20 protein-coding genes and 1 riboswitch are annotated in these 19,601 nt (G+C 72.6%); of the genes, 14 read left to right on the top strand and 6 right to left on the bottom strand.

Going from position 1 to position 19,601, the window contains the following annotated elements; translation table 11 throughout:
• Positions 1-26: 26 nt before the first annotated feature.
• Entirely contained in the window at positions 27-539 is a 513-nt protein-coding gene (locus tag ACO1BR_RS12495; protein ID WP_426795122.1) for a hypothetical protein, read from the bottom strand.
• Between the two features lie 553 nt (positions 540-1,092).
• Here ACO1BR_RS12495 and ACO1BR_RS12490 point away from each other — a divergent pair.
• A complete protein-coding gene (locus ACO1BR_RS12490) occupies positions 1,093-1,440 on the top strand; it encodes a hypothetical protein (RefSeq protein ID WP_426795121.1) in 348 nt (115 codons plus the stop codon).
• 280 nt (positions 1,441-1,720) lie between these two features.
• Here ACO1BR_RS12490 and ACO1BR_RS12485 read toward each other — a convergent pair whose 3' ends face one another.
• Positions 1,721-1,954, bottom strand: a complete 234-nt coding sequence (locus ACO1BR_RS12485) for a hypothetical protein (protein ID WP_426795120.1) — start codon at positions 1,952-1,954, stop codon at positions 1,721-1,723.
• Between the two features lie 302 nt (positions 1,955-2,256).
• Between ACO1BR_RS12485 and ACO1BR_RS12480 the strand changes: the two genes are divergently transcribed.
• Positions 2,257-2,754, top strand: a complete 498-nt coding sequence (locus tag ACO1BR_RS12480) for an acyl-CoA thioesterase (RefSeq protein WP_426795119.1) — start codon at positions 2,257-2,259, stop codon at positions 2,752-2,754.
• Positions 2,755-2,764: 10 nt separating this feature from the next.
• On the opposite strand, the gene ACO1BR_RS12475 is transcribed toward ACO1BR_RS12480, so the two are convergent.
• Both ACO1BR_RS12475 and ACO1BR_RS12470 read right to left on the bottom strand, forming a co-directional pair.
• Positions 2,765-3,991 carry an MFS transporter gene (locus ACO1BR_RS12475; RefSeq protein ID WP_426795118.1) on the bottom strand — a complete coding sequence of 409 codons (1,227 nt, stop codon included), beginning with the start codon at positions 3,989-3,991 and terminating at the stop codon, positions 2,765-2,767.
• A 118-nt stretch (positions 3,992-4,109) separates the two neighbouring features.
• Positions 4,110-4,886, bottom strand: a complete 777-nt coding sequence (locus tag ACO1BR_RS12470; RefSeq protein WP_426795117.1) for an SDR family oxidoreductase — start codon at positions 4,884-4,886, stop codon at positions 4,110-4,112.
• 191 nt (positions 4,887-5,077) lie between these two features.
• Positions 5,078-5,208, top strand: a riboswitch (FMN riboswitch).
• A gap of 151 nt (positions 5,209-5,359) precedes the next feature.
• On the opposite strand from ACO1BR_RS12470, the gene ribD reads away from it, so the two are divergent.
• The 10 genes from ribD to ACO1BR_RS12420 all read left to right on the top strand — a co-directional run bounded on the left by ribD (position 5,360) and on the right by ACO1BR_RS12420 (position 14,120).
• Entirely contained in the window at positions 5,360-6,487 is a 1,128-nt protein-coding gene (ribD, locus tag ACO1BR_RS12465; protein ID WP_426795116.1) for a bifunctional diaminohydroxyphosphoribosylaminopyrimidine deaminase/5-amino-6-(5-phosphoribosylamino)uracil reductase RibD, read from the top strand.
• 1 nt (position 6,488) lies between these two features.
• Positions 6,489-7,124 (top strand): riboflavin synthase, encoded by a 636-nt coding sequence (locus tag ACO1BR_RS12460; RefSeq protein WP_426795115.1) that lies wholly within the window; start codon positions 6,489-6,491, stop codon positions 7,122-7,124.
• Positions 7,121-7,777, top strand: a complete 657-nt coding sequence (locus ACO1BR_RS12455) for a nicotinamide mononucleotide transporter family protein (protein ID WP_426795114.1) — start codon at positions 7,121-7,123, stop codon at positions 7,775-7,777. Before ACO1BR_RS12460 ends, ACO1BR_RS12455 begins: the two co-directional genes overlap by 4 nt.
• Positions 7,774-9,102 carry a bifunctional 3,4-dihydroxy-2-butanone-4-phosphate synthase/GTP cyclohydrolase II gene (locus ACO1BR_RS12450; protein WP_426795113.1) on the top strand — a complete coding sequence of 443 codons (1,329 nt, stop codon included), beginning with the start codon at positions 7,774-7,776 and terminating at the stop codon, positions 9,100-9,102. The genes ACO1BR_RS12455 and ACO1BR_RS12450 overlap by 4 nt, the downstream gene beginning before the upstream one ends.
• Before the next feature lie 45 nt (positions 9,103-9,147).
• Positions 9,148-9,633, top strand: coding sequence for a 6,7-dimethyl-8-ribityllumazine synthase (gene ribH, locus ACO1BR_RS12445; RefSeq protein ID WP_159504878.1), 486 nt, complete (start codon positions 9,148-9,150; stop codon positions 9,631-9,633).
• A 129-nt stretch (positions 9,634-9,762) separates the two neighbouring features.
• The gene (locus tag ACO1BR_RS12440) at positions 9,763-10,035 is read left to right on the top strand and encodes a phosphoribosyl-ATP diphosphatase (RefSeq protein WP_159504879.1); all 273 of its coding nucleotides are present in this window, start codon (positions 9,763-9,765) and stop codon (positions 10,033-10,035) included.
• A gap of 54 nt (positions 10,036-10,089) precedes the next feature.
• Positions 10,090-10,938 (top strand): ATP phosphoribosyltransferase, encoded by an 849-nt coding sequence (gene hisG, locus ACO1BR_RS12435; protein WP_426795112.1) that lies wholly within the window; start codon positions 10,090-10,092, stop codon positions 10,936-10,938.
• 57 nt (positions 10,939-10,995) lie between these two features.
• A complete protein-coding gene (locus tag ACO1BR_RS12430) occupies positions 10,996-11,466 on the top strand; it encodes a PH domain-containing protein (RefSeq protein ID WP_426795111.1) in 471 nt (156 codons plus the stop codon).
• Positions 11,467-11,640: 174 nt separating this feature from the next.
• Complete coding sequence (locus tag ACO1BR_RS12425) at positions 11,641-12,999, top strand: hemolysin family protein (RefSeq protein ID WP_426795110.1); 1,359 nt, start codon at positions 11,641-11,643, stop codon at positions 12,997-12,999.
• A complete protein-coding gene (locus tag ACO1BR_RS12420; protein WP_426795109.1) occupies positions 12,996-14,120 on the top strand; it encodes a hemolysin family protein in 1,125 nt (374 codons plus the stop codon). The genes ACO1BR_RS12425 and ACO1BR_RS12420 overlap by 4 nt, the downstream gene beginning before the upstream one ends.
• 55 nt (positions 14,121-14,175) lie before the next feature.
• Here the strand turns inward: ACO1BR_RS12420 and ACO1BR_RS12415 are convergent, their stop codons facing one another.
• Positions 14,176-16,077 carry an AAA family ATPase gene (locus ACO1BR_RS12415; RefSeq protein WP_426795108.1) on the bottom strand — a complete coding sequence of 634 codons (1,902 nt, stop codon included), beginning with the start codon at positions 16,075-16,077 and terminating at the stop codon, positions 14,176-14,178.
• A 497-nt stretch (positions 16,078-16,574) separates the two neighbouring features.
• Positions 16,575-17,159, bottom strand: coding sequence for a uridine kinase family protein (locus ACO1BR_RS12410; RefSeq protein ID WP_426795107.1), 585 nt, complete (start codon positions 17,157-17,159; stop codon positions 16,575-16,577).
• A gap of 177 nt (positions 17,160-17,336) precedes the next feature.
• Between ACO1BR_RS12410 and ACO1BR_RS12405 the strand changes: the two genes are divergently transcribed.
• Positions 17,337-18,731, top strand: a complete 1,395-nt coding sequence (locus tag ACO1BR_RS12405) for a peptidase C39 family protein (protein WP_426795106.1) — start codon at positions 17,337-17,339, stop codon at positions 18,729-18,731.
• A gap of 53 nt (positions 18,732-18,784) precedes the next feature.
• Positions 18,785-19,564, top strand: coding sequence for a pyridoxal-phosphate dependent enzyme (locus ACO1BR_RS12400; protein WP_426795105.1), 780 nt, complete (start codon positions 18,785-18,787; stop codon positions 19,562-19,564).
• Positions 19,565-19,601 lie beyond the last annotated feature (37 nt).

Below are 19,601 nucleotides of genomic sequence, written 5' to 3'. Positions count from 1 at the left end.
TCCGGCGGCCCTGGGGCCCGGTGGGGTCAACCGCAGTTGGCGTTGATGTGGTTGGACTCGTGGAACTCGTAACTTCCGTCGGCGTGCTGGGAGTTGATGTACACGCGGAAGTCGTGGATGCCGGTGTGCGCGCAGTCGTAGGTGATGGTCTGTGCGTGCTGCCCGGTGAAGTTCTGGGTGGCCATGTCCTCCCAGCCGTACCAGCGTGAGCGCTGGACCACGAGCGTCGCCCCTCCGCTGCACGGCGCGGTGATGGCGCCGGAGCCGGAGACGGTGGTGCCGTCCTGACTGGTGCGGCCGATCGAGGTGCAGGTGAGGCCGGCCCGTGTGGCAGGGGTCGGGGCGGCGCCGGTGGCGAAGAGGGTGGTGGCGGCGAGCACGGACAGTGCGGCGGCCGACCGCAGCGCGCGGCGCCCGCGGGCCCGCGGCTGCCCGGGGGTGGGGGCGGTCGTCGGTGCGGGGGTGGAGCGGGCAGAAGAGGCAGCTGGGTTGGAAGGGGCGGAAGGGGTGGTTCCGGGGGTGGTCCGCGGACTGCTCATGGCGATCCCTTCAGGTCCCACCGCCGGGTACGGGACCGGGCGGCATGACGGTGAGCAGCGAATCTAGTGCAGTGAGTGACGGGACCGTTCCGGCGTGCGGGGGCATAGGGCGCGTTCGGCGGGGAGCGCGCGCCGGTCTGGTCTCCATGCCCGCCGGTTTGAGCTGCACGCCGACGTACATCCCGGCTCGTGCCACCTGCCACCTGCCACCTGCCACCTGCCACCTGCCACCTGCCACCTGCCACCTGCCGACGCGCGTCGTGGTGACCACATGCGTGTGCGGTGGGGTGTCCGGCGATGTGGGGGGTGAAGTGCAGTGCGGCGGTTGGCTGTTGTGGTGTGCGTCAGGGGTTTCCCCGGTGTGTGACGCCCGAGGGTAGGGCGGGCGTTGCGTCCAGCACCGCGAGGAACAGGCGACGTTGGTCGATCGGATAATCACGGTTATCCGCATTTCGGGGGCATTCGCATAAGGGGCGCTCGTGCTGCGCAGAGATGGGTGGGGCATCCGCGAGAGGCGGGGCCCGTTTCCCGACGGAAGGTGGGGGTTGGACTGATGCGTGCAGCAGTGAGCCGGATGATGCTGGGTCTCGCGGTGGCGGCGTTGGTGACGGCGGTCCCGATGGCGGCATCCGCGCAGGAGCGGTCGGACCGGGTGACGGCGACCGTGCCGCTGATGGGCAATGCGAAGGGTACGTTCACCGCTACGGCGAAATGCCCGCGCGGGAAGACGGTGACCGGCGGCGGCTTCGCCTCTCGGGGCCAGGACGCCAACGGCAGCATCACCGAGTCGTATCCGGACACGCCCACCTCCTGGAAGGTGACGATCACCGATCCCGGAATGGGCAACCGGGCTTCGGTTCCGCATGTGGTGGGCACCGTCTACGCGCTGTGCGGCAGGTAGCCGGCAGAAGGCAGGCCCTGTCCGGAGCCGCGGGGCGGTCACGACGTCGGCCGTGAGGGGCCGGCGGGTGCTCCGGTGAGGGTCGGGTGCGCAGTCCACCGGGCTGCCGCGGTCGGCACACGGGTCCATGGCGGACCGGGTCGCCTGCCGTCGGGTGTCGATGCCGAGTAGCGGCTGCTCGGCATCGCCTCCGACCCCTGGACTCCAGCCGGACGGGCTTGCGCCCTTGCGGGGTGAACGGGCGTGTCCGCTCACCCCCGGATGTTGCCGGATGTGCGGGTTACTCGTGGTGGGCGGCGCCCGGGGAGTGCCTGACGATGCTCAGGTGTTCCGCGTGCCAGCCGCTTTCGTCCTCCACCGGTACGTAGGTCACCCGCAAGCCCTCGACGACGAAGGTTCCGTCCTCGATGGACCGGCTGTCCACCCTCACCTCGCGGCCGTCGTCCCCGTCGATGTACCCGACGCCCCGGACCTGGTTGTACCACCGGACCACGCCACTGACCCTGTCAGCCATCTGTTCGCCTCCAACTGAGGTTTGTGAGCTCGCTGTTGACTGTCACATCGGGTCATTCCCGCCCCGACCCGGCGTGCACCACGGCGGATGTCCTGACTTCGCTACAGTGCCCGATCGCGCGTGCCGGGCTTCGGCGAGGCGCGGGCGGTGGGCGGTCGGCCGACTCGGGTCGCGGTTGCCGCCGGTGGCTCGCCGCACAAAGCATCCTAAGCGGTCGCTTACGATGGCTCGGGCTGATCACAGCAGCCCCGCCGGTGCCACGAGCACCGGTCACCGTGCGCAGAGATCCAGGAGCATCAGCAGTGAGCGTCGAACCCCTGCAGGCCGCGACCCCCGCCCCCTACGGGCGGCTGGTCCCCGTCACCGTCCACTTCGACGACCTCGACGCGCTCGGCATGCTCCACAACTCCCGCTACCCGCTGCTGGTCGAGCGCGCCTGGGCCGAGTACTGGCACGGCTTCGGGTTCGGGTTCGACGGCGACTGGGCCGCCGCCGGCGACATGTGCAACGTGATCAAGGAGATGAGGGTCTCCTACGAGCGGCCGGTCACCAGCGCCGGCCGCTACGCCGCGCACCTGTGGGTCGAGCGCCTGGGCCGTACGGGGCTCACGTACGGCTTCCGGATATGCGACGCCGACGGCGCCGGCAGCTACGCCCACGGCCACCGGGTGCTCGTCCGCGTCGATGCGCGGACGCTGCGCCCCACCCCCTGGTCGGAGCGGGCCCGCGCGATCGCCGCGGAACTGCTCAGGCCGGAGCGGGCGGACGGAGCGGCGGGCACGGAGGCGGACGCCGCCTGACGGGCCGCGGTCAGGACCGCTCCAGATCGCCGGTCACGGCCGCCGCGCCCCCGGACGCGGTACGGGACGGGACCCGCAGCACCCGTGCGCCCACCACCAGGCCGAAGGCGAGCGCCGTGACCAGCATGAAGGAGACGGTCAGCGAGGTCGCCTGGGCGATGCCGCCGATGGCCGAGGGGGCGATCAGACCGGAGGTGTAGGTGATCGTGGCGACGCCCGCTATGGCCTGGCTCGGGCTGGGGCCGCTGTGCCCGGCGGCGGCGAAGGCAAGTGGGACCACGACCGCGACGCCCAGCCCGACCAGGCCGAACCCGGCCATCGCCAGGACCGGGTGCCGCGCCGCGACGATCAGCAGGCCGCCGGCCGTGGCCAGCGCGCCGCCCGCACGGACCGTGCGCACCGGCCCGAACCGGGCCACCACCTTGTCGCCGGCCAGCCGGGCGGCGGCCATCGTGCAGGCGAAGGCGGTGGTGGAGGCGGCCGCCAGGCCCGCGTCGGTGCCCAGTCGGTCCCGGAGGTAGACCGCCGACCAGTCCAGGGCGGAGCCCTCCGCGAAGACCGCGCAGAACCCGATGGCGCCGATGATCAGGGCCGACCTGGGCGGTGGCGCGAAGCGGGGCGGGGGGTGCTCCTCGGGGGCGCTGCGCAGGTCCAGTACGCCCCGGCAGGCGAGCGCGCCGAGCAGGGTGAGGATCAGGGCCGCACCGGCGAGATGCAGCCGGGCGTCGGTTCCGGCGTGTGCGGCGGCGGTGCCGGCCGCCGAGCCCAGCAGCGCCCCCGTGCTCCACATGCCGTGCAGCCCGGACATGATCGGCCGGCCGAGCCGGTCCTCGGTCTCCACGCCCAGCGCGTTCATCGCGACGTCCGCCATGCCCGAGCTCGCGCCGTACGCGAGGAGCGCCAGGCACAGTATGAAGACGTCGGGGGCGAGGGCGGGCAGGAGCAGGGACAGCGTCCAGAGGGCGAGCAGGCCGCGGAGCGCGGTGCGGGCGCCGAAGCGATGGCTGATCCGGCCCGCGAGGGGCATCGCCAGCGAGGCGCCGATCGCGGGAAAGGCCAGGGCCAGGCCGAGTTGGCCGGGGGAGATGCCGGTGTGGTCCTGGATCCAGGGGATGCGGGTGGCGAAGCTCCCGGTGACCGCGCCGTGTACGAGGAACACCGCGGCGACGGACCGGCGTGCGCGGCGCAGAACGGGGCGGGGGAGCGGGGTGGCGTCGGGACCGCCGTGGTCAGACATGGGCGGTAAATTATCGGGAACTCCGCCTGGAACTAAGGGGATTTGGGCGTGCGGAGGCGTGATCGCGCCATGCGGGACGGCGCGCGGCGGCCGCCGGCGGCACCGCCTCCCCGGCCGCTCAGCGGGCCACCCGCTCCGCCAGGAATTCCGCGTAGGTCCGCCGCCCGTCCGCGTGGTCCGGTGCGAGGTTCGCGCCCCGCCGCAGCGCCGCCATGCTCGCGCCGGGCAGCGGCAGCGGGAGCAGCAGCCGGTGCCGTCCGCCCGCCTCAAGGGTCAGGCGGGCCAGCTCCCGGAATTCCAGCGCCTCGGGCCCGCCCATGTCCGGCACCCGGCCGGCCGGCGGGCCGAGCGCCAACTCGGCCAGCCGGTCCGCCACTTCGCCCACCTCGACGGGCTGGACGCGGACGCCCGCCGGCACCGGCAGCACCGGTGACTTGGCGAGCGCCTTGACGATCCCCAGCACCAGGTTGTGGAACTGCGTCGTCCGCAGCACCGTCCAGCCGACGCCGGACTCCTCGATCAGGCGCTCCACCGCGAGCTTGGTGCGGTAGTAGCCGAGCGGGATCCGGTCCACGCCGACGATCGAGATGTACACCAGGTGCCGGACGCCCGCCCGCCGCACCGCCTCGACCAGCAGCTCCGCGGACTCCAGGTCGCCGCCCGTGGCGGCGGTGGCGCAGTGCACCACGGCGTCCACGCCCGCCAGTGCGTCCGCCAGTCCGGTGCCGTCGCGCAGATCGACGGCGTAGGACCGCAGCCGGGGCCGCGCGGTGCCCGTATGGGGGCGCCGACTGAGCGACCGTACGTCGTGCCCGTCGCGGAGCAGCCGGTCGACCAGGGCGCGTCCGAGTGTGCCCGTGCCGCCGGTGACGAGAATTGTCGCCGTTGTCGTCATCGCGGATCAGTCCTTGAGGTGGGGGACGGGAAAACTGAGGGGGAAACCAGAGGGATACGGCCCCCATGACGGAACACCGGTGGCGGCTGTGACAGGCGGCGCGCCGGGGTCTGTGAGCCAGCCCACAGGGCTTCGCCCGCATGGGTCACGATCAGCCGTGGCACACTGACCCTGTACTGACATAACAGCAGCAGCGCACTCCGGGGTCGGTGTAATTCCGAACCGGCGGTAACAGTCCGCGACCCGTCCGCAGCCAGCGGCCGGTTGAGCAGGTGGAATTCCTGCACCGACGGTGAAAGTCCGGATGGGAGGCAGTGCGCGGCGGGCGAGCTTCGGTACACCGCCGTCGGCGGCGCGTCCGGTCGTGTTCCGGACGGGCCCTCTTTTCCGGCCTCGGTGTCCCCGTGGCTCTGTTTCCGCTTCTGTCGTCCAGACAGCCCCGGAGTCCGTGCCCTGAGAGGCAGGAGGACCCGGTGGCCACCGCAGCCCCCGTAGAGATCGCGGCGATGCGCCGAGCCATCGAGCTCGCCGCCCGCGGCCTCGGGCACACCAGCCCCAACCCGGTCGTCGGCTGTGTCGTCCTGGACTCCGCGGGCCGTACGGCGGGCGAGGGCTGGCACCAGCGGGCCGGCGGGCCGCACGCCGAGGTCCACGCGCTGCGCGCCGCGGGCGAGCGGGCCCGGGGCGGCACCGCGCTGGTCACCCTGGAGCCCTGCAACCACACCGGGCGTACGGGGCCGTGCGCCCAGGCGCTGATCGACGCCGGTGTCGCCCGGGTCGTCTACGCCGTCGCCGACCCCAACCCGACCGCCACCGGCGGCGCCCTGACCCTGGCCGAGGCCGGGATCGACGTCGAGGGCGGCCTGCTCGCCGACGAGGCCGCGGCCGGCAACGAGGCGTGGCTGACGTCGGTGCTGCGCGGGCGCCCCTTCGTGCTGTGGAAGTACGCCGCCACCCTGGACGGCCGGGTCGCCGCCGCCGACGGCACCAGCCGCTGGATCTCCTCGCCCGAGTCGCGGGCCGACGTGCACCGGCTGCGGGCCGCCGCCGACGCGGTGATCGTCGGCTCCGGCACCGCCCGCGCCGACGATCCGCAGCTCGGCGTGCGGATCGCCGGGCTGTCCGACGACGAGGTCAGCCGGCCGCTGCGAGTGGTGGTGGACTCCGGCGCCAGCGCCGTCAAGGCGGGCGCCCGCGTCCTGGACGGCACCGCGCCCACCCTGATCGCGGTCGCCGAGGACGCCGACGCGGCCCACCTCGAAGGGCTCGCCCCCATCCTGCGGCTGCCGCGCGCCGCCGAGGGGCGCGGGCTGCACCTCCCCGCACTGCTCCAGGCCCTGTACGCACGCGATGTGCGCTCCGTACTGCTCGAAGGCGGGCCCACGCTCGCCGGGGCCTTCCTGGCCGCCCGGGCCGTCGACAAGGTCGTTGGCTATCTCGCGCCGGTACTGCTGGGCGCCGGCCCGGCCGCCGTCGGCGACGCCGGAATCACCACGATCGCCGAGGCGTTGCGCCTCGATGTGACCGACACCGCCCGGCTCGGCCCCGATCTGCGCATCACCGCCACTCCCATTCGCCACTCCCGTCCCGAGGAGAACTGAAGTGTTCACCGGAATCGTCGAAGAACTGGGTGAGGTCGCCGCCATCGAGGACCTCGGTGACGCCGCCCGCTTCCGGCTCCGCGGCCCCCTCGTCACCGAAGGCGCCAAGCACGGCGACTCGATCGCCGTCAACGGCGTCTGTCTGACCGTCGTGGACACCGCAGGCGGGGAGTTCACCGCCGACGTGATGGCCGAGACCCTCAAGCGCTCCAGCCTCGGCGCGCTGACGACCGGTTCGCGGGTCAACCTGGAGCGCCCGATGGCGCTCGGCGGGCGGCTCGGCGGGCACCTCGTGCAGGGCCATGTGGACGGCACCGGCACGATCGTCGAGCGCACCCCGGGGGAGCACTGGGAGCTGGTGCGGATCTCGCTGCCGGGCCAACTCGCCCGCTACGTCGTCGAGAAGGGCTCCATCACGGTCGACGGCGTCAGCCTCACCGTCGTCGAGGCCGCCGACGACTCCTTCACCATCAGCCTCATCCCCACCACCCTCGCGCTGACCACCCTGGGCATCAAGCAGTCCGGCGACCCCGTGAACCTGGAGGTCGACGTGCTCGCCAAGTACGTGGAGCGGCTGCTCGGCCGGGGCTCCCGGGACACCGACGACCTCGCGGAACTCAAGGAGATGGACCGGTGAGCGTCCTGGACTGGCTGAACGGCACCGCCTTCACGGCCTTCGGACAGCACGTCATCTGGTCGGACATGCTCGGCAACACCGTCGGGCTGGCCGCCCTCGCGCTCGGCTGGCGGCGCTCCATATGGACCTGGCCGGCCCAGTTCCTCTCCGGCGTCATCCTCGTCGCCGCGTACGCCTCCGCCCATCTCAGCGGCGGCGTCGGCAAGCAACTGCTCGTCATCGGTGTGGCGTTGTGGGGCTGGCGCCAGTGGCAGCGCGGCCGGCAGCAGGCGCAGGACGGCTCCATCGCCGTACGGTTCGCCGGCTGGCGCGAGCGCGGGCTGCTGATCGGCGGGACGGCCCTGGGCACCGCGGCCGTCGGCGGACTGTTCACCCTGGTCCCCCAACTGTCCTGGAACCCCTGGCCGGACGCCTACATCTTCGTCGGCACGCTCGCCGCGATGGTCGCGCAGGCCCGCGGTCTGGTCGAGTTCTGGTTCGCCTGGCTGCTGGTCGACGTCGTCGGCGTCCCGCTCGCCTTCAGCAGCGGGCTAGCCTTCTCCGGCCTCGTCTACGTCGTCTATCTCGCCCTCGTCGTGTGGGGCATGCGCGACTGGTGGCTGCGCTCGCGGAGCGCGGACGCCGGTCCCGTCCTGGAAGGAGTTGCGGCATGACCGCGTTGCAGAGCTGGTACGACGAGACCGAGGACGCACTGGTGCTGGATCCCGTGGAGCGCGCGATCGCGGACATCGCCGCCGGCCGGCCGGTCGTTGTGGTGGACGACGAGGACCGGGAGAACGAGGGCGACCTGATCGTCGCGGCCGAGATGGCCACCCCGGAGATCGTCGCGTTCATGATGAGCGAGTGCCGCGGACTGATCTGCGCCCCCATGGAGGGCGCCGAGCTGGACCGGCTGGAACTCCCGCAGATGGTCGACCAGAACACCGAGTCGATGCGCACCGCGTTCACCGTCTCCGTCGACGCGTCCGCCGCGCACGGCGTCAGCACCGGCATCTCCGCCGCCGACCGCGCCACCACCCTGCGGCTGCTCGCCTCCGGTGCGGCGGCCCCCGCCGACTTCGTCCGGCCCGGCCACATCTTCCCGCTGCGGTCCCGGACCGGCGGCGTCCTGGTCCGCAACGGCCACACCGAGGCCGGGGTCGACCTCGCCCGGCTGGCCGGACTGCGCCCGGCCGCGGCCATCGTGGAGATCGCCGGCGAGGACGGCACCATGCTGCGGCTGCCCGAGCTGGTCCCGTTCGCCCGCAAGCACGGCCTGGCGATCATCTCCATCGAGGACCTGATCGCCTACCGCCGGTCGTCCGAACCCACCGTCCGCCGCGAGGCCGAGACCCGGCTGCCCACGGCGCACGGCGAGTTCACCGCGTACGGCTACCGCTCCGCGGTCGACGGCGTCGAGCACATCGCGCTGGTCGCCGGCGACCTCGGCGACGGCGAGGACGTCCTGGTCCGGGTCCACTCCGAGTGCCTGACCGGCGATGTCTTCCACTCGCTCCGCTGCGACTGCGGCCCCCAGCTGGACGCCTCGCTGCAGCGGATCACCGAGGCCGGCCGCGGCGTGGTCATCTACCTACGCGGCCACGAAGGGCGCGGCATCGGGCTGCTGTCCAAGCTGCGCGCCTACGAACTCCAGGAGCGCGGCCGGGACACCCTCGACGCCAACCTGGAACTGGGGCTGCCCGCCGACTCGCGGGACTACGGCGCTGGCGCGCAGATGCTCCGGGACCTCGGCGTGCGCTCGCTGCGCCTGATGACCAACAACCCCGAGAAGACCGCCGCCCTGGTGCGGCACGGCCTCAAGGTCACCGGCCGCGAGCCGATGCCCGTCCAGGCCGGCGAGCACAACCTGCGGTACCTGCGCACCAAGCGCGACCGGATGGGGCACGACCTGCCCTGGTTGCCCGGTGCAAGCACCGGCTCCACCGGAGCGGCCGGCGCCGCGCCCGCTGCTGGCGCGGGCACCTGCGGCAACCAGTAACCACCGTCAGCCAGATTCAGCACCATCACCCGTACGAGGAGAAACGTGAGCGGCAAGGGCGCACCCGAACTGACCGTGAAGAACTGTGGCGACCTGCGGGTGGCCGTGATCGCCGCGCAGTGGCACGAGCAGATCATGGACGGCCTCGTGGACGGCGCGCTGCGCGCCCTCGCCGAGCTGGGCATCGACGAGCCGACGCTGCTGAGGGTGCCCGGCGCCTTCGAGCTGCCGGTGGTGGCCAAGGTGCTGGCCGGCCGCGGCTACGACGCGGTGGTCGCCCTCGGCGTGGTCATCAAGGGCGGCACCCCGCACTTCGACTATGTCTGCCAGGGCGTCACCCAGGGCCTGACCCAGGTCGCGGTGGACACCGGCGTACCGGTCGGCTTCGGCGTGCTCACCTGCGACACCGAGCAGCAGGCGCTGGACCGCGCGGGCCTGCCCGGATCCGCCGAGGACAAGGGCCACGAAGCGGTCACCGCCGCGGTCGCCACCGCGGCCACCCTGCGCACCGTCTCGGAGCCCTGGCGCTGAGGCGCTGCGCGCCGCCCGCCACCACCCTTCATATGAGGCGCTGCGCGCCGCCCGCCCGTCTCCCACCACCACCCTTCGTATGAGGCGCTGCGCGCCGCTGTGACCTCACCGCGTAGGGTAGGCGGCATCATGTCCAAGAAGACGTTCGAGGAGCTCTTCGCCGAGCTCCAGAAGAAGGCCGCCACCGGCGACCCGGCCACCTCCCGCACCGCCGAGCTGGTGCAGGCGGGTGTCCATACGATCGGCAAGAAGGTCGTCGAAGAGGCCGCGGAGGTGTGGATGGCCGCGGAGTACGAATCCGACGAGGCCGCCGCCGAGGAGATCTCCCAGCTCCTCTACCACCTCCAGGTGATGATGATCGCCAAGGGCATCTCCCTCGACGACGTCTACGCCCACCTCTGATCCCGCCCCCGGTTCCGCCACCAACTCCCTTTAGCTGCAAAGGAATCCGCTCTCATGCTGCGCATCGCTGTCCCCAACAAGGGTTCACTGTCCGAGCCTGCGTCGGCGATGCTGCATGAGGCCGGCTACCGCCAGCGCAAGGACCGCAGGGAACTGGTCCTGGTCGACGCGGAGAATGAGGTCGAGTTCTTCTTCCTGCGCCCCCGCGACATCGCCGTCTACGTCGGTTCCGGCAAGCTCGACATCGGCATCACCGGCCGCGACCTGCTGCTCGACTCCGGTTCGCCGGCCGAGGAGATCCTCCAGCTCGGCTTCGCCGGCTCGACGTTCCGCTACGCCACCCGCCCCGGCACCGCCCAGGACGTCAGCGAGTTCGGCGGCATGACCATCGCCACGTCCTTCTCCGGCCTGGTCACCCGGCACCTCGCCGACAACGGCGTGGACGCCTCCGTCGTCCACCTCGACGGCGCCGTCGAGACCGCCATCCAGCTCGGCGTCGCCGAGATCATCGCGGATGTCGTCGAGACCGGCACCACCCTGCGCAACGCCGGTCTGGAGATCATCGGTGAGCCGATCCTCAAGTCCGAGGCCGTGGTCATCCGCGGCACCGGCGCACCGGACGACGACCCGAAGGTGCGCCAGTTCCTGCGCCGCATGCAGGGCGTTCTGGTGGCCCGCCGGTACGTGATGATGGATTACGACATCCGGGTCGAACAGGTCGAAAAGGCCGTCGCGCTCACCCCCGGACTGGAGTCGCCGACCGTCTCCCCGCTGCACCACGAGGGCTGGGTCGCGGTCCGCTCGATGGTTCCGTCCAAGGACGCCCAGCGCATCATGGACGAGCTCTACGACCTCGGCGCCCGCGCGATCCTGACCACCGGCATCCACGCCTGCCGGCTCTGAGACACCGCACCCGCACCCCCGGCCGCCACTCGCACACCCCCTGACGGAAGACGACACGTGTCCGCGCCCGCCTCTCCCGCCGCCTCGCTGCCCGGCCTCCCGGTGACGTTCCGGCCGGCCCGTACCAGGGCCGTCCTGTACGCCGTCGGCATCGCCCAGCTCGCCGCCCTCGTGGTGATCGCGCTGCTGCTGCCGAAGTTGAGCGGCGGCGAGCGGATGAGCTTCGTCGTGGTCGGCGTCGTGGTGGCCGCCGTCCTCCTGCTGCTCGCCCGCCCCAAGGTGGTCGCGCGGCAGGAGGGCATCACCGTCGTCAACCTCACCACCAAGCGCGAACTGGCCTGGGCCCAGGTCGTACGCGTCAACCTCCGGGCCGGCGACCCCTGGGTCCATCTGGACCTCGCCGACGGCACCAGCCTGCCCGCGATGGGAATCCAGCCCGGTATCGCGAAGGACCAGGCCATCCGGGACGCCCGCGCGCTGCGCGACCTCGCCGAGAACCATGGTGCCGTCGACCACACGGCCGGGTGAGCCTGCCCTAACGCGGGCCCCGCTGTTTACTCTGTTCTCCGGGATGCGCCCCGCACCCCGCCCCTCAGTGGGACCACGACAACCCGAGGAGTGACTCCCTCCGGCAATGGACGGATCGTCCTGTAGTACCTGCGCCGCCCCTCCCCATCCCCCGCATACGACGGAGGCGGCGGCATGACCGGCCCCTTGCTCCTGCTCGCGGCGGCACTCGCGCTGATCCTGGCCAACGGCTTCTTCGTGGCCGCGGAGTTCGGCCTCGTCACCGTCGAGAAGGCGGACGCCGAACGGGCCGCGGCCGGCGGCGACCGCCGCGCCGGCACCGTCGTCTCCGCACTCCGTGAACTCTCCTTCCAGCTCTCCGGAACCCAACTGGGCATCACCATCACCTCGTTGGTGGTCGGTATGCTCGCCGAGCCCGCGCTGGCCCGGCTCCTGTCGGCACCGCTGCGCGCCACCGGCCTGCCCACGGGAGCGGTCCCCGGCATCGCCGTCGTCATCGGCATGCTGCTGGCCTCCGCCGTCCAGATGGTCGTCGGCGAGCTGGTGCCCAAGAACTGGGCGGTCTCCAAACCGCTCCAGGTGGCCCGCTTCGTCGCCGGCCCGCAGGGCGCCTTCTCCCGCTTCTTCCGGCCGGTGATCAGCCTGTTGAACACCGTCGCCAACCGCCTGGTCCGCGCGCTGGGCGTGGAGCCCACCGACGAGCTGGCCTCCGCCCGCACCCCCGGCGAGCTGGTCTCGCTGGCCCGGCACTCCGCCCGGGCCGGCGCCATCGAGCAGGACACCGCGGATCTGTTCGTCCGCACCCTCTCACTCGGCGACCTCACCGCGGAGAACGTGATGACCCCCCGCGTACGGGTCAGCGCCCTCCAGGCGACCGCGACCGCCGAGGACGTCGTCAACCTCACCCGCGCCACCGGGCTCTCCCGCTTCCCCGTCTACCGCACCCGGCTGGACGAGATCGTCGGCATGGTCCACCTCAAGGACGCGCTCGCCGTCCCCGCCGAGGACCGGCTGCGCACCCCGGCGCTGCGGATAGCGGTACCGCCGCTGCTGGTGCCCGAGACGCTCCCGGTGCAGCCGCTGCTGGAACGGCTGCGCAGCGAGCAGCCGATCGCCGTGGTGGTCGACGAGTACGGCGGCACCGCCGGCGTGGTGACCCTGGAGGACATCATCGAGGAACTCGTCGGCGAGGTCCGCGACGAGCACGACCGGGTGGACCTGCCCGAACTGGGCCAGGCCCCGGCCGAGGACGGCCGCCCCGCGTGGGACGCCGACGGCGGCTGCCGGGTCGACACCCTGCGGCGGATCGGCCTGGACGCCCCGGAGGGCCCGTACGAGACGGTGGCGGGACTGGTCGCGCACATACTCGGCCGGATCCCGGCGCCCGGCGACACCGCGGAGCTGGACGGCTGGCGGCTGCGGGTGCGGCTGGTCTCGCACCACCGCGCCGAGCGGATAAGGCTGGTACGGATGGCGCCCGCCGCCGAGAAGCCCCGGGAGCCCGTCGGAGCCGGTGCGGAGGTGGCCCGATGACCGTGGCCCAGCTCCTCTTCGCGGGGCTGCTCGTGCTCGCCAACGGCTTCTTCGTCGGGGCCGAGTTCGCCCTGGTGTCGGTACGCCGCAGCCAGATCGAGCCGCTGGCCACCCTGGGCTCCAAGCGGGCCCGCCGGGTGCTGCACGGCCTGGAGAACCTGCCGCAGATGATGGCCGCCGCCCAGTTCGGCATCACCGTCTGCTCGCTGACCCTCGGCGCGGTCGCCGAGCCGACCGTCGCGCACCTGCTGGAGCCGGTGTTCGCGGCCGTCCGGCTGCCCCAGGCACTGATCCATCCGCTCGGCTACGTCATCGCCCTCGCGCTGGTGGTCTTCCTCCACCTGGTCATCGGCGAGATGGTCCCCAAGAACCTGGCGATGGCCGCGCCCGAGAAGACCGCCCTGTGGTTCAGCCCGGGGCTGGTCGCCTTCGCCCGGCTGTGCCGCCCGGTCACCGCGCTGCTCGGCGCGCTGGCCCACGGGGTGCTGCGGCTCTTCCGGGTCGAGCCGAAGGACGAGGTCGAGGCGGTCTTCACCAGCGAGCAGCTGACCCATCTCGTCGAGGACTCCGGGCAGGCGGGCCTGCTGGACCCCGTCGAACAGGAGCGGCTGTCCGACGCCCTGGAACTCGGCAGCCGCCCCGTCACGGACGTCCTGCTCGACCGGGCCGGGCTGATCACCGTCGACCCGACCGTGACGCCCCGCCAGGTGGAGCAGCTGACCGTCAGGACCGGCTTCTCCCGCTTCCCGGTGTGCGCGCCCGGCGGCACGTACATGGGCTATCTGCACGTCAAGGACGTGCTCGACCTGGAGGAGCGGGACCGGGCGGTGCCGCAGCGCATCTGGCACCCGATGACCACCCTCCGCGCCGAACTGCCCCTGGACGACGCCCTGACCGCGATGCGCCGAGCCGCCTCCCATCTGGCGGCGGTGGCCGATCCGGCCGGGCGGGTGCTCGGCCTGGTGGCGCTGGAGGACGTCCTGGAGATGCTGGTCGGCGAGATGCGCGATCCGGCGCACCGGGCCGGGCCGGCGGTCGGCGCGGCGCCGCGCAACGAGCGGGTCGGTGAACCGCGCGAGGGCTCGCCGCGGCCGGCCGAGGACCCGGCGCTGGCCGGCTGACCGGCCACCGGGCGCGCGCCGGCCGCCGTTTCGGCCCGGCGCGCGCCCTGCCGCTCTACAGGTCCAGCCCCTTCGGCGGTGCCTGCGGTCCCGGGCCGCGGCCGGACAGCACCTCGCCGTACGCCTGCATCAGGTCGGGCAGCCGGAGGGTGGCGAGGTCGTCGCGGGTCGGGGTGCCCTGCCAGGTCGACAGCCGCAGGTCGCGGTAGGCGCAGCTCTTCTCGTAAAGGGTGCGCAGAAAGCGGCCGTTGCCCAGCTCGTCGATCCAGCCCTGCTCGACGACATGGCCGTTGATGCTGGACAGCTCGTCGCGGGCCTCGTCGTCCCAGCGGTCGCCGTTCTCGGCGGCCAGCACCTCGCCGATCCTGGTCAGTTCCAGCGGCCGGTAGCTGGGGAAGTCGACGCGGCTGGTGAAACGGGACGACAGGCCGGGGTTGGCGGCGAGCAGCCGGTCCATGCCCTCGGGATAGCCGGCGAGGATGACCACCAGCCGGTCGCGGTTGTCCTCGGCGCGCTTGAGCAGCACCTGTAGGGCCTCGTCGCCGTACGCGTCGCCCTTGCTGTAGCCGGAGTTGGACAGGCTGTACGCCTCGTCGACGAAGAGCACCCCGCCCAGCGCCGAGTCGATCAGCTCGTTCGCCTTGACCGCGGTCTGGCCCAGGAACTCGCCGACCAGATCGGCCCGTTGGGCCTCCACGAGATGGTCGCCGCCGAGCAGCCCCAGCGCGTAGAAGACCCGGCCCAGTATCCGGGCCACGGTCGTCTTGCCGGTGCCCGAGGGGCCGGAGAAGACGAAGTGCCGCTTCGGGGGCGCCACCGGCAGCCCCTGGCTCGCCCGCAGCCGCGCCATCCGCAACTGCGCCGACAGCGCCCGCACCTGTCGCTTGACCGGCTCCATGCCGACCATCCGCTCCAGTTCGGCCAGCGCCCGCTCCAGCAGCACCGGGTCGGCAGGGCCGGCGGGCAGCCGCTCGGCGCCGCGCCGCCCCGGCACCGCGGACTTGACCCGGGCCGCGGTCTCGCCCCCGGTCAGCCCGCCGGCCGGCTCGCCCTCCAGCCCGTCCGCCTCCCCGGCCACCAGCAGCTCACGGCCGTCGACCGGATCGAGCGGGGCCAGCGGATCGAGATCACCGCCGGCCTCCTGGGCCGGGCCCGCGGCGGAGACCGCCGCGAGATCGGCGCCCTCGTCCAGGCCGTCCGCCTCCGCTATGGCGGCCAGCCGGGCCGCGGTGTCCATGAACGCGGGGTCGACCCGGTGCACCGCCCGGTAGAGGGGGAGCGCGGCGGCACTGCGGCCGGTGCCCTCATGCGCGCGGGCGAGCCAGTAGCGCAGCTCCTTGCGCTGCGGCTGCTCGCTGCGGCAGCGCATCAGCGCGGCGGACAGCAGCGGCTCGGCCTGCCCGTACATCTCCAGCCGCACCCGTGCCATCCCGCCGAACAGCCCGGCCTCGATGCCCAGCACCGGATCGCCCAGCAGCGGCTCGGTGTGCCGTACGAGCCGGTCCCAGTCCTTGACGAGGTAGGCGCGGCAGGCGTGCAGGAAGCGGACCTGGGGGTCGGTGTCCACCGGCGGGCAGCCGGCCAACGCCTGGTCCAGCTCGGCGACATGGCGGCCGTCGAGCCAATGGGAGGCGTGCGCCAGCAGTAGGTCGCGGCCGGTCTCCAGCACCGGCTGGACCCACCAGCCCAGCCAGTACCAGGAGTTGAGGGTGCGTCGGTGGCGGGCGCGCTGCTCGCCGAAGCGGTCGCGGTGCTGGTGCATCCGCAGCAGGGCCATGGAGGTGTCGGCGCGCAGCGCGTGTAACCCCAGCCAGGCGTCGGCCATCGTCGGATCGAGCCGTACCGCGGCCCGGAACTCCTCCTCGGCCTGGGGGTAGGCGCCCACGGTGTAGGCGTCGACCGCGCGCAGCCAGGCGAGTTCGGCCGGGGCGGGCGAACCCTGAGTGCCGACATCCATCCCGTCCCCCTACAAAACGTCCCCCCGTGGTGTACCACCGGACGTGTGCCGGGCCGTGGGCCCAGGGCCTGGCCGGCCCTGGCCGAACCGGCCTGCGGCGGGCGGGAGTTGCCGTCACCGCGCAGCCCGGTGCGGATCCTGCGGTGGCACAGACTCGCATCGTACCTGCGCTGTCGGCGCAGGTCGTAGAGGGCCGCACGGGGCAGAAGTGGGGGCGCGGAAGGGGGCGCATCGGCGTGAAGAATGCGGTGACCCTGGGTGAGGGAGACGCCGTGCGGCGACGGCGGCGGAGGGGATTCCGCACAGAACGAAGCCCCCGATCACGGGGGAACAACCGGGGGCTTCGCGTCTGCGGGCGGTCCGTTGAACCGCACATTGAGAACGTAAGTCCTGTACGCCCCCCAGGTCAAGCCGAGTTGGCGGACTCGGCGGGTCCCGGTCGGCGATGCGCGGCGTGTCCGCCATGGTCGGCTACCCAGAGTGAAATCCGGGCCCAGTCATGGGCTCGTGGCGGGACCCACGAGCACCTCGTACCCCAACTTCCCCTGGTGCACCAGCAGATCGGCGTACGGGCGCGAAGCGTCCGCCGCGAAGTGCGCCCGCTCCGCCGGGATCCAGCCATCCCAGAACGCGGACAGCCCGGGCCCGTCGCGGAGTTGACCCCGTTCCCATGAATGCTCGCTCGCCAGTTCCATCCACAGCAGGCACGCCAGATGCGGCCGCAGTGCCCGCCGCCCGGCGCCCACGCCCTCCACCAGCACCACCGGGGCCGGCGGCAGCTCCCGCACGGTGGTGAACTCCCCGCGCACCCAGTCGTAGACCCCGTAGTGCGCCGGCTCGCCCCGGGACAGCGGTGCCAGCAGCTGCTCGCGGAACCGGTCGCTCCAGGCGAACAGCTCGTCATGCGTCGCCAGGTCGTCGGTGTGCACCACCGGCGCCCCGCCCAGTGCCTCGGCCAGCCGGCCGGCGAAGGTGGTCTTGCCGGACCCGGCGTGCCCGTCCACCGCGATCAGCCGCACCGGTCCGCAGGACGGCGGAAGGGTGTGCAGTCGGGCGGCGAGCAAGGTCAGCGCGGGGTCCATGCCGTCAGCGTACGTCAATGGTCCACACCAATATTCGTGCCGCGACGCGCGCCGGACCGGCTTCCGAAGGCCGGGTGGAACGGAGATAGTTGACCCCTGCTGACATGCACGTGCCCGAATGCCGCTCTGTACCGAACGCCGCCATCCGCTCGTACGCATCCGACTGGGGGACCACACATGACCAGCTCCGCGCCCCGGCGCACCGTCCTGGCCGCCGCGCTCGCCGCCGCGGCGGGCGCCGCCACCCCCCTGGCGCTGGCCGCCTTCGAGCCCGGCCCGGCGGCCCCGACCGCCGCCACCACGCCCGAAGCCGCCGCCCCGCACCGACCGAAGAGCCTCGTGGACTATCACGCCTGGACCACCGCAGCCGACTGGAACCACGGCCGGAGCGAGGGCGCCACCGTCCTGCGCGGGCCCCGCCCCGGCGTCGGGATCGGCCGTGCCGCCGGCATCGCCGTCTACCACGACCCGCACACCGGCAGGGCCGCCCCCTGGGAGTACGCCACCTGGACCGGGCCGGTGCACCGCCTCGCGGTCCCCGCCACCGAGGTCGTCGCCTCCTGGAACGCGCACACCCCGGCCGGGACCTGGATCGCCGTGGAGCTGCGCGGCACCTACAGCGACGGCGGTCACACGCCCTGGTACGTGATGGGCCGCTGGACTGCCGGCGACGGGGAGGCCGACATCCGGCGCACCTCCGTCGACGGCCAGAAGGACGGCAAGAGCAGCATCTCCACCGACACCCTCGCCATCGACACCCCGTCGAGCGGTCTGCGCCTGGCCGCGTACCAGCTCCGGCTCACCCTCTACCGCCGGCCCGCCACCCTGCTCACCCCCACCGTCTGGCGGATGGGCGCGATGGGCTCGGACATCCCCGACCGCTTCGACGTACCGGCGTCCCGGCCCGGCACCGTCGGCCGCGAGCTGCACGTCCCCCGCTACTCGCAGGAGATCCACAAGGGCCAGTACCCCGAGTACGACAACGGGGGAGAGGCGTGGTGCAGCCCCACCTCCTCCGAGATGATCATCGAGTACTGGGGCCGCCGGCCCACCCGCGAGCAGCTCGCCTGGGTCGACCCCGCCTACGCCGACCCCCAGGTCTGCAACGCCGCCCGCCACACCTTCGACTACCAGTACAAGGGCTGCGGCAACTGGCCCTTCAACGCCGCCTACGCCGCCACCTACCGCGACATGCAGTCCGTCGTCACCCGCCTCGCCTCCCTCAACGACATCGAGCGCCTGGTCCACGCGGGCATCCCGGTCATCACCTCGCAGTCCTTCCTGAAGACCGAACTCGACGGCGCGGGCTACGGCACCGCCGGCCACCTGATGACCGTCATCGGCTTCACCAAGGCCGGCGACGTCATCGCCAACGACCCGGCGTCCCCGAACGACCCGGCCGTCCGCCGCGTCTACCCACGCCGGCAGTTTGAAACCATCTGGCTCAGGACGAAGCGCCACGACGCGAAAGGCCAGGTCAAGAGCGGTTCCGGGGGTGTCTGCTACCTCTACTTCCCGGCTGAGCCAGCACCAACTCAGCGCCGGGTACTCGCGGAGCTGGGAATCCGCTGAGCATGTGCACCCCGAAGGTGGCCTCGATGACCTGACGGCGGCGTTCGCCGACCATGGAGGGTCAGGGCACGGTCGCCCGGGAGATCACGCGGCAGTCCGACGGCGCTCTGGACACCGCGGTGGTGCCGGTCGGGGGTGGTGGCCTGATCAGCGGCGTCGCCGTCTGGCTGCGCGCGCACTCGCCGCACACCCGGATCGTCGGCGCCGAACCGGCCGGCGCCGCCGGCATGCGGGCCGCTTGGGAGCACGGCGGCCCGGTGGCCCTGCCCGCGCTCGACTCGTTTGCCGACGGGGCGGCGGTGGGCAAGGTGGGCGCTCCTGCGTTTTGGCTGGTCAAGGAGTTGGTGGACGAGATCGTCACGGTCGACGAGGGCGCGCTGTGCACCGAGGTGCTCGACCTCTGCCAGAGCGACGGAATCATCGCCGAACCCGCCGGAGCGCTGGCGAGCGTGGCGGCCAGGAAGGTCCTGCCGGGGACGGGGCCGGGCACGGTGGTGTGCATCGTCTCCGGCGGCAACAACGACGTGAGCCGCCATGCCGAGGTGGTGGAGCGCTCCCTGGTGCATGTGGGCCTGCGCCACTACTTCCTCGTGACGTTCCCCCAACAGCCGGGTGCCCTGCGACACTTCCTCGATGGAGTCCTCGGCAAGGGGGAGGACATCGTCGCCTTCGAGTACGTCAAGAAGAACAACCGGGAGACCGGTCCGGCCCTCGTGGGCATCGAGTTGGAGTGCCCCCAGGACCTCGACAGCCTGCTGCGGCGCATGCAGGAAAGTCCCTTGACGATCGAACGGATCGCGCCGGGATCGCCGTGGTTCTCCTTCCTGCTGTGAGCGCGCTGGGAGGTGAAGTCGGCCGTGCCACGGGGAG

It is taken from the genome of Streptomyces sp. YGL11-2, from assembly GCF_050054615.1.
GTDB lineage: Bacteria > Actinomycetota > Actinomycetes > Streptomycetales > Streptomycetaceae > Streptomyces.
The sequence above is the reverse complement of the archived record's forward strand: the minus strand, read 5'-3'. Positions and strand labels throughout refer to the sequence as shown.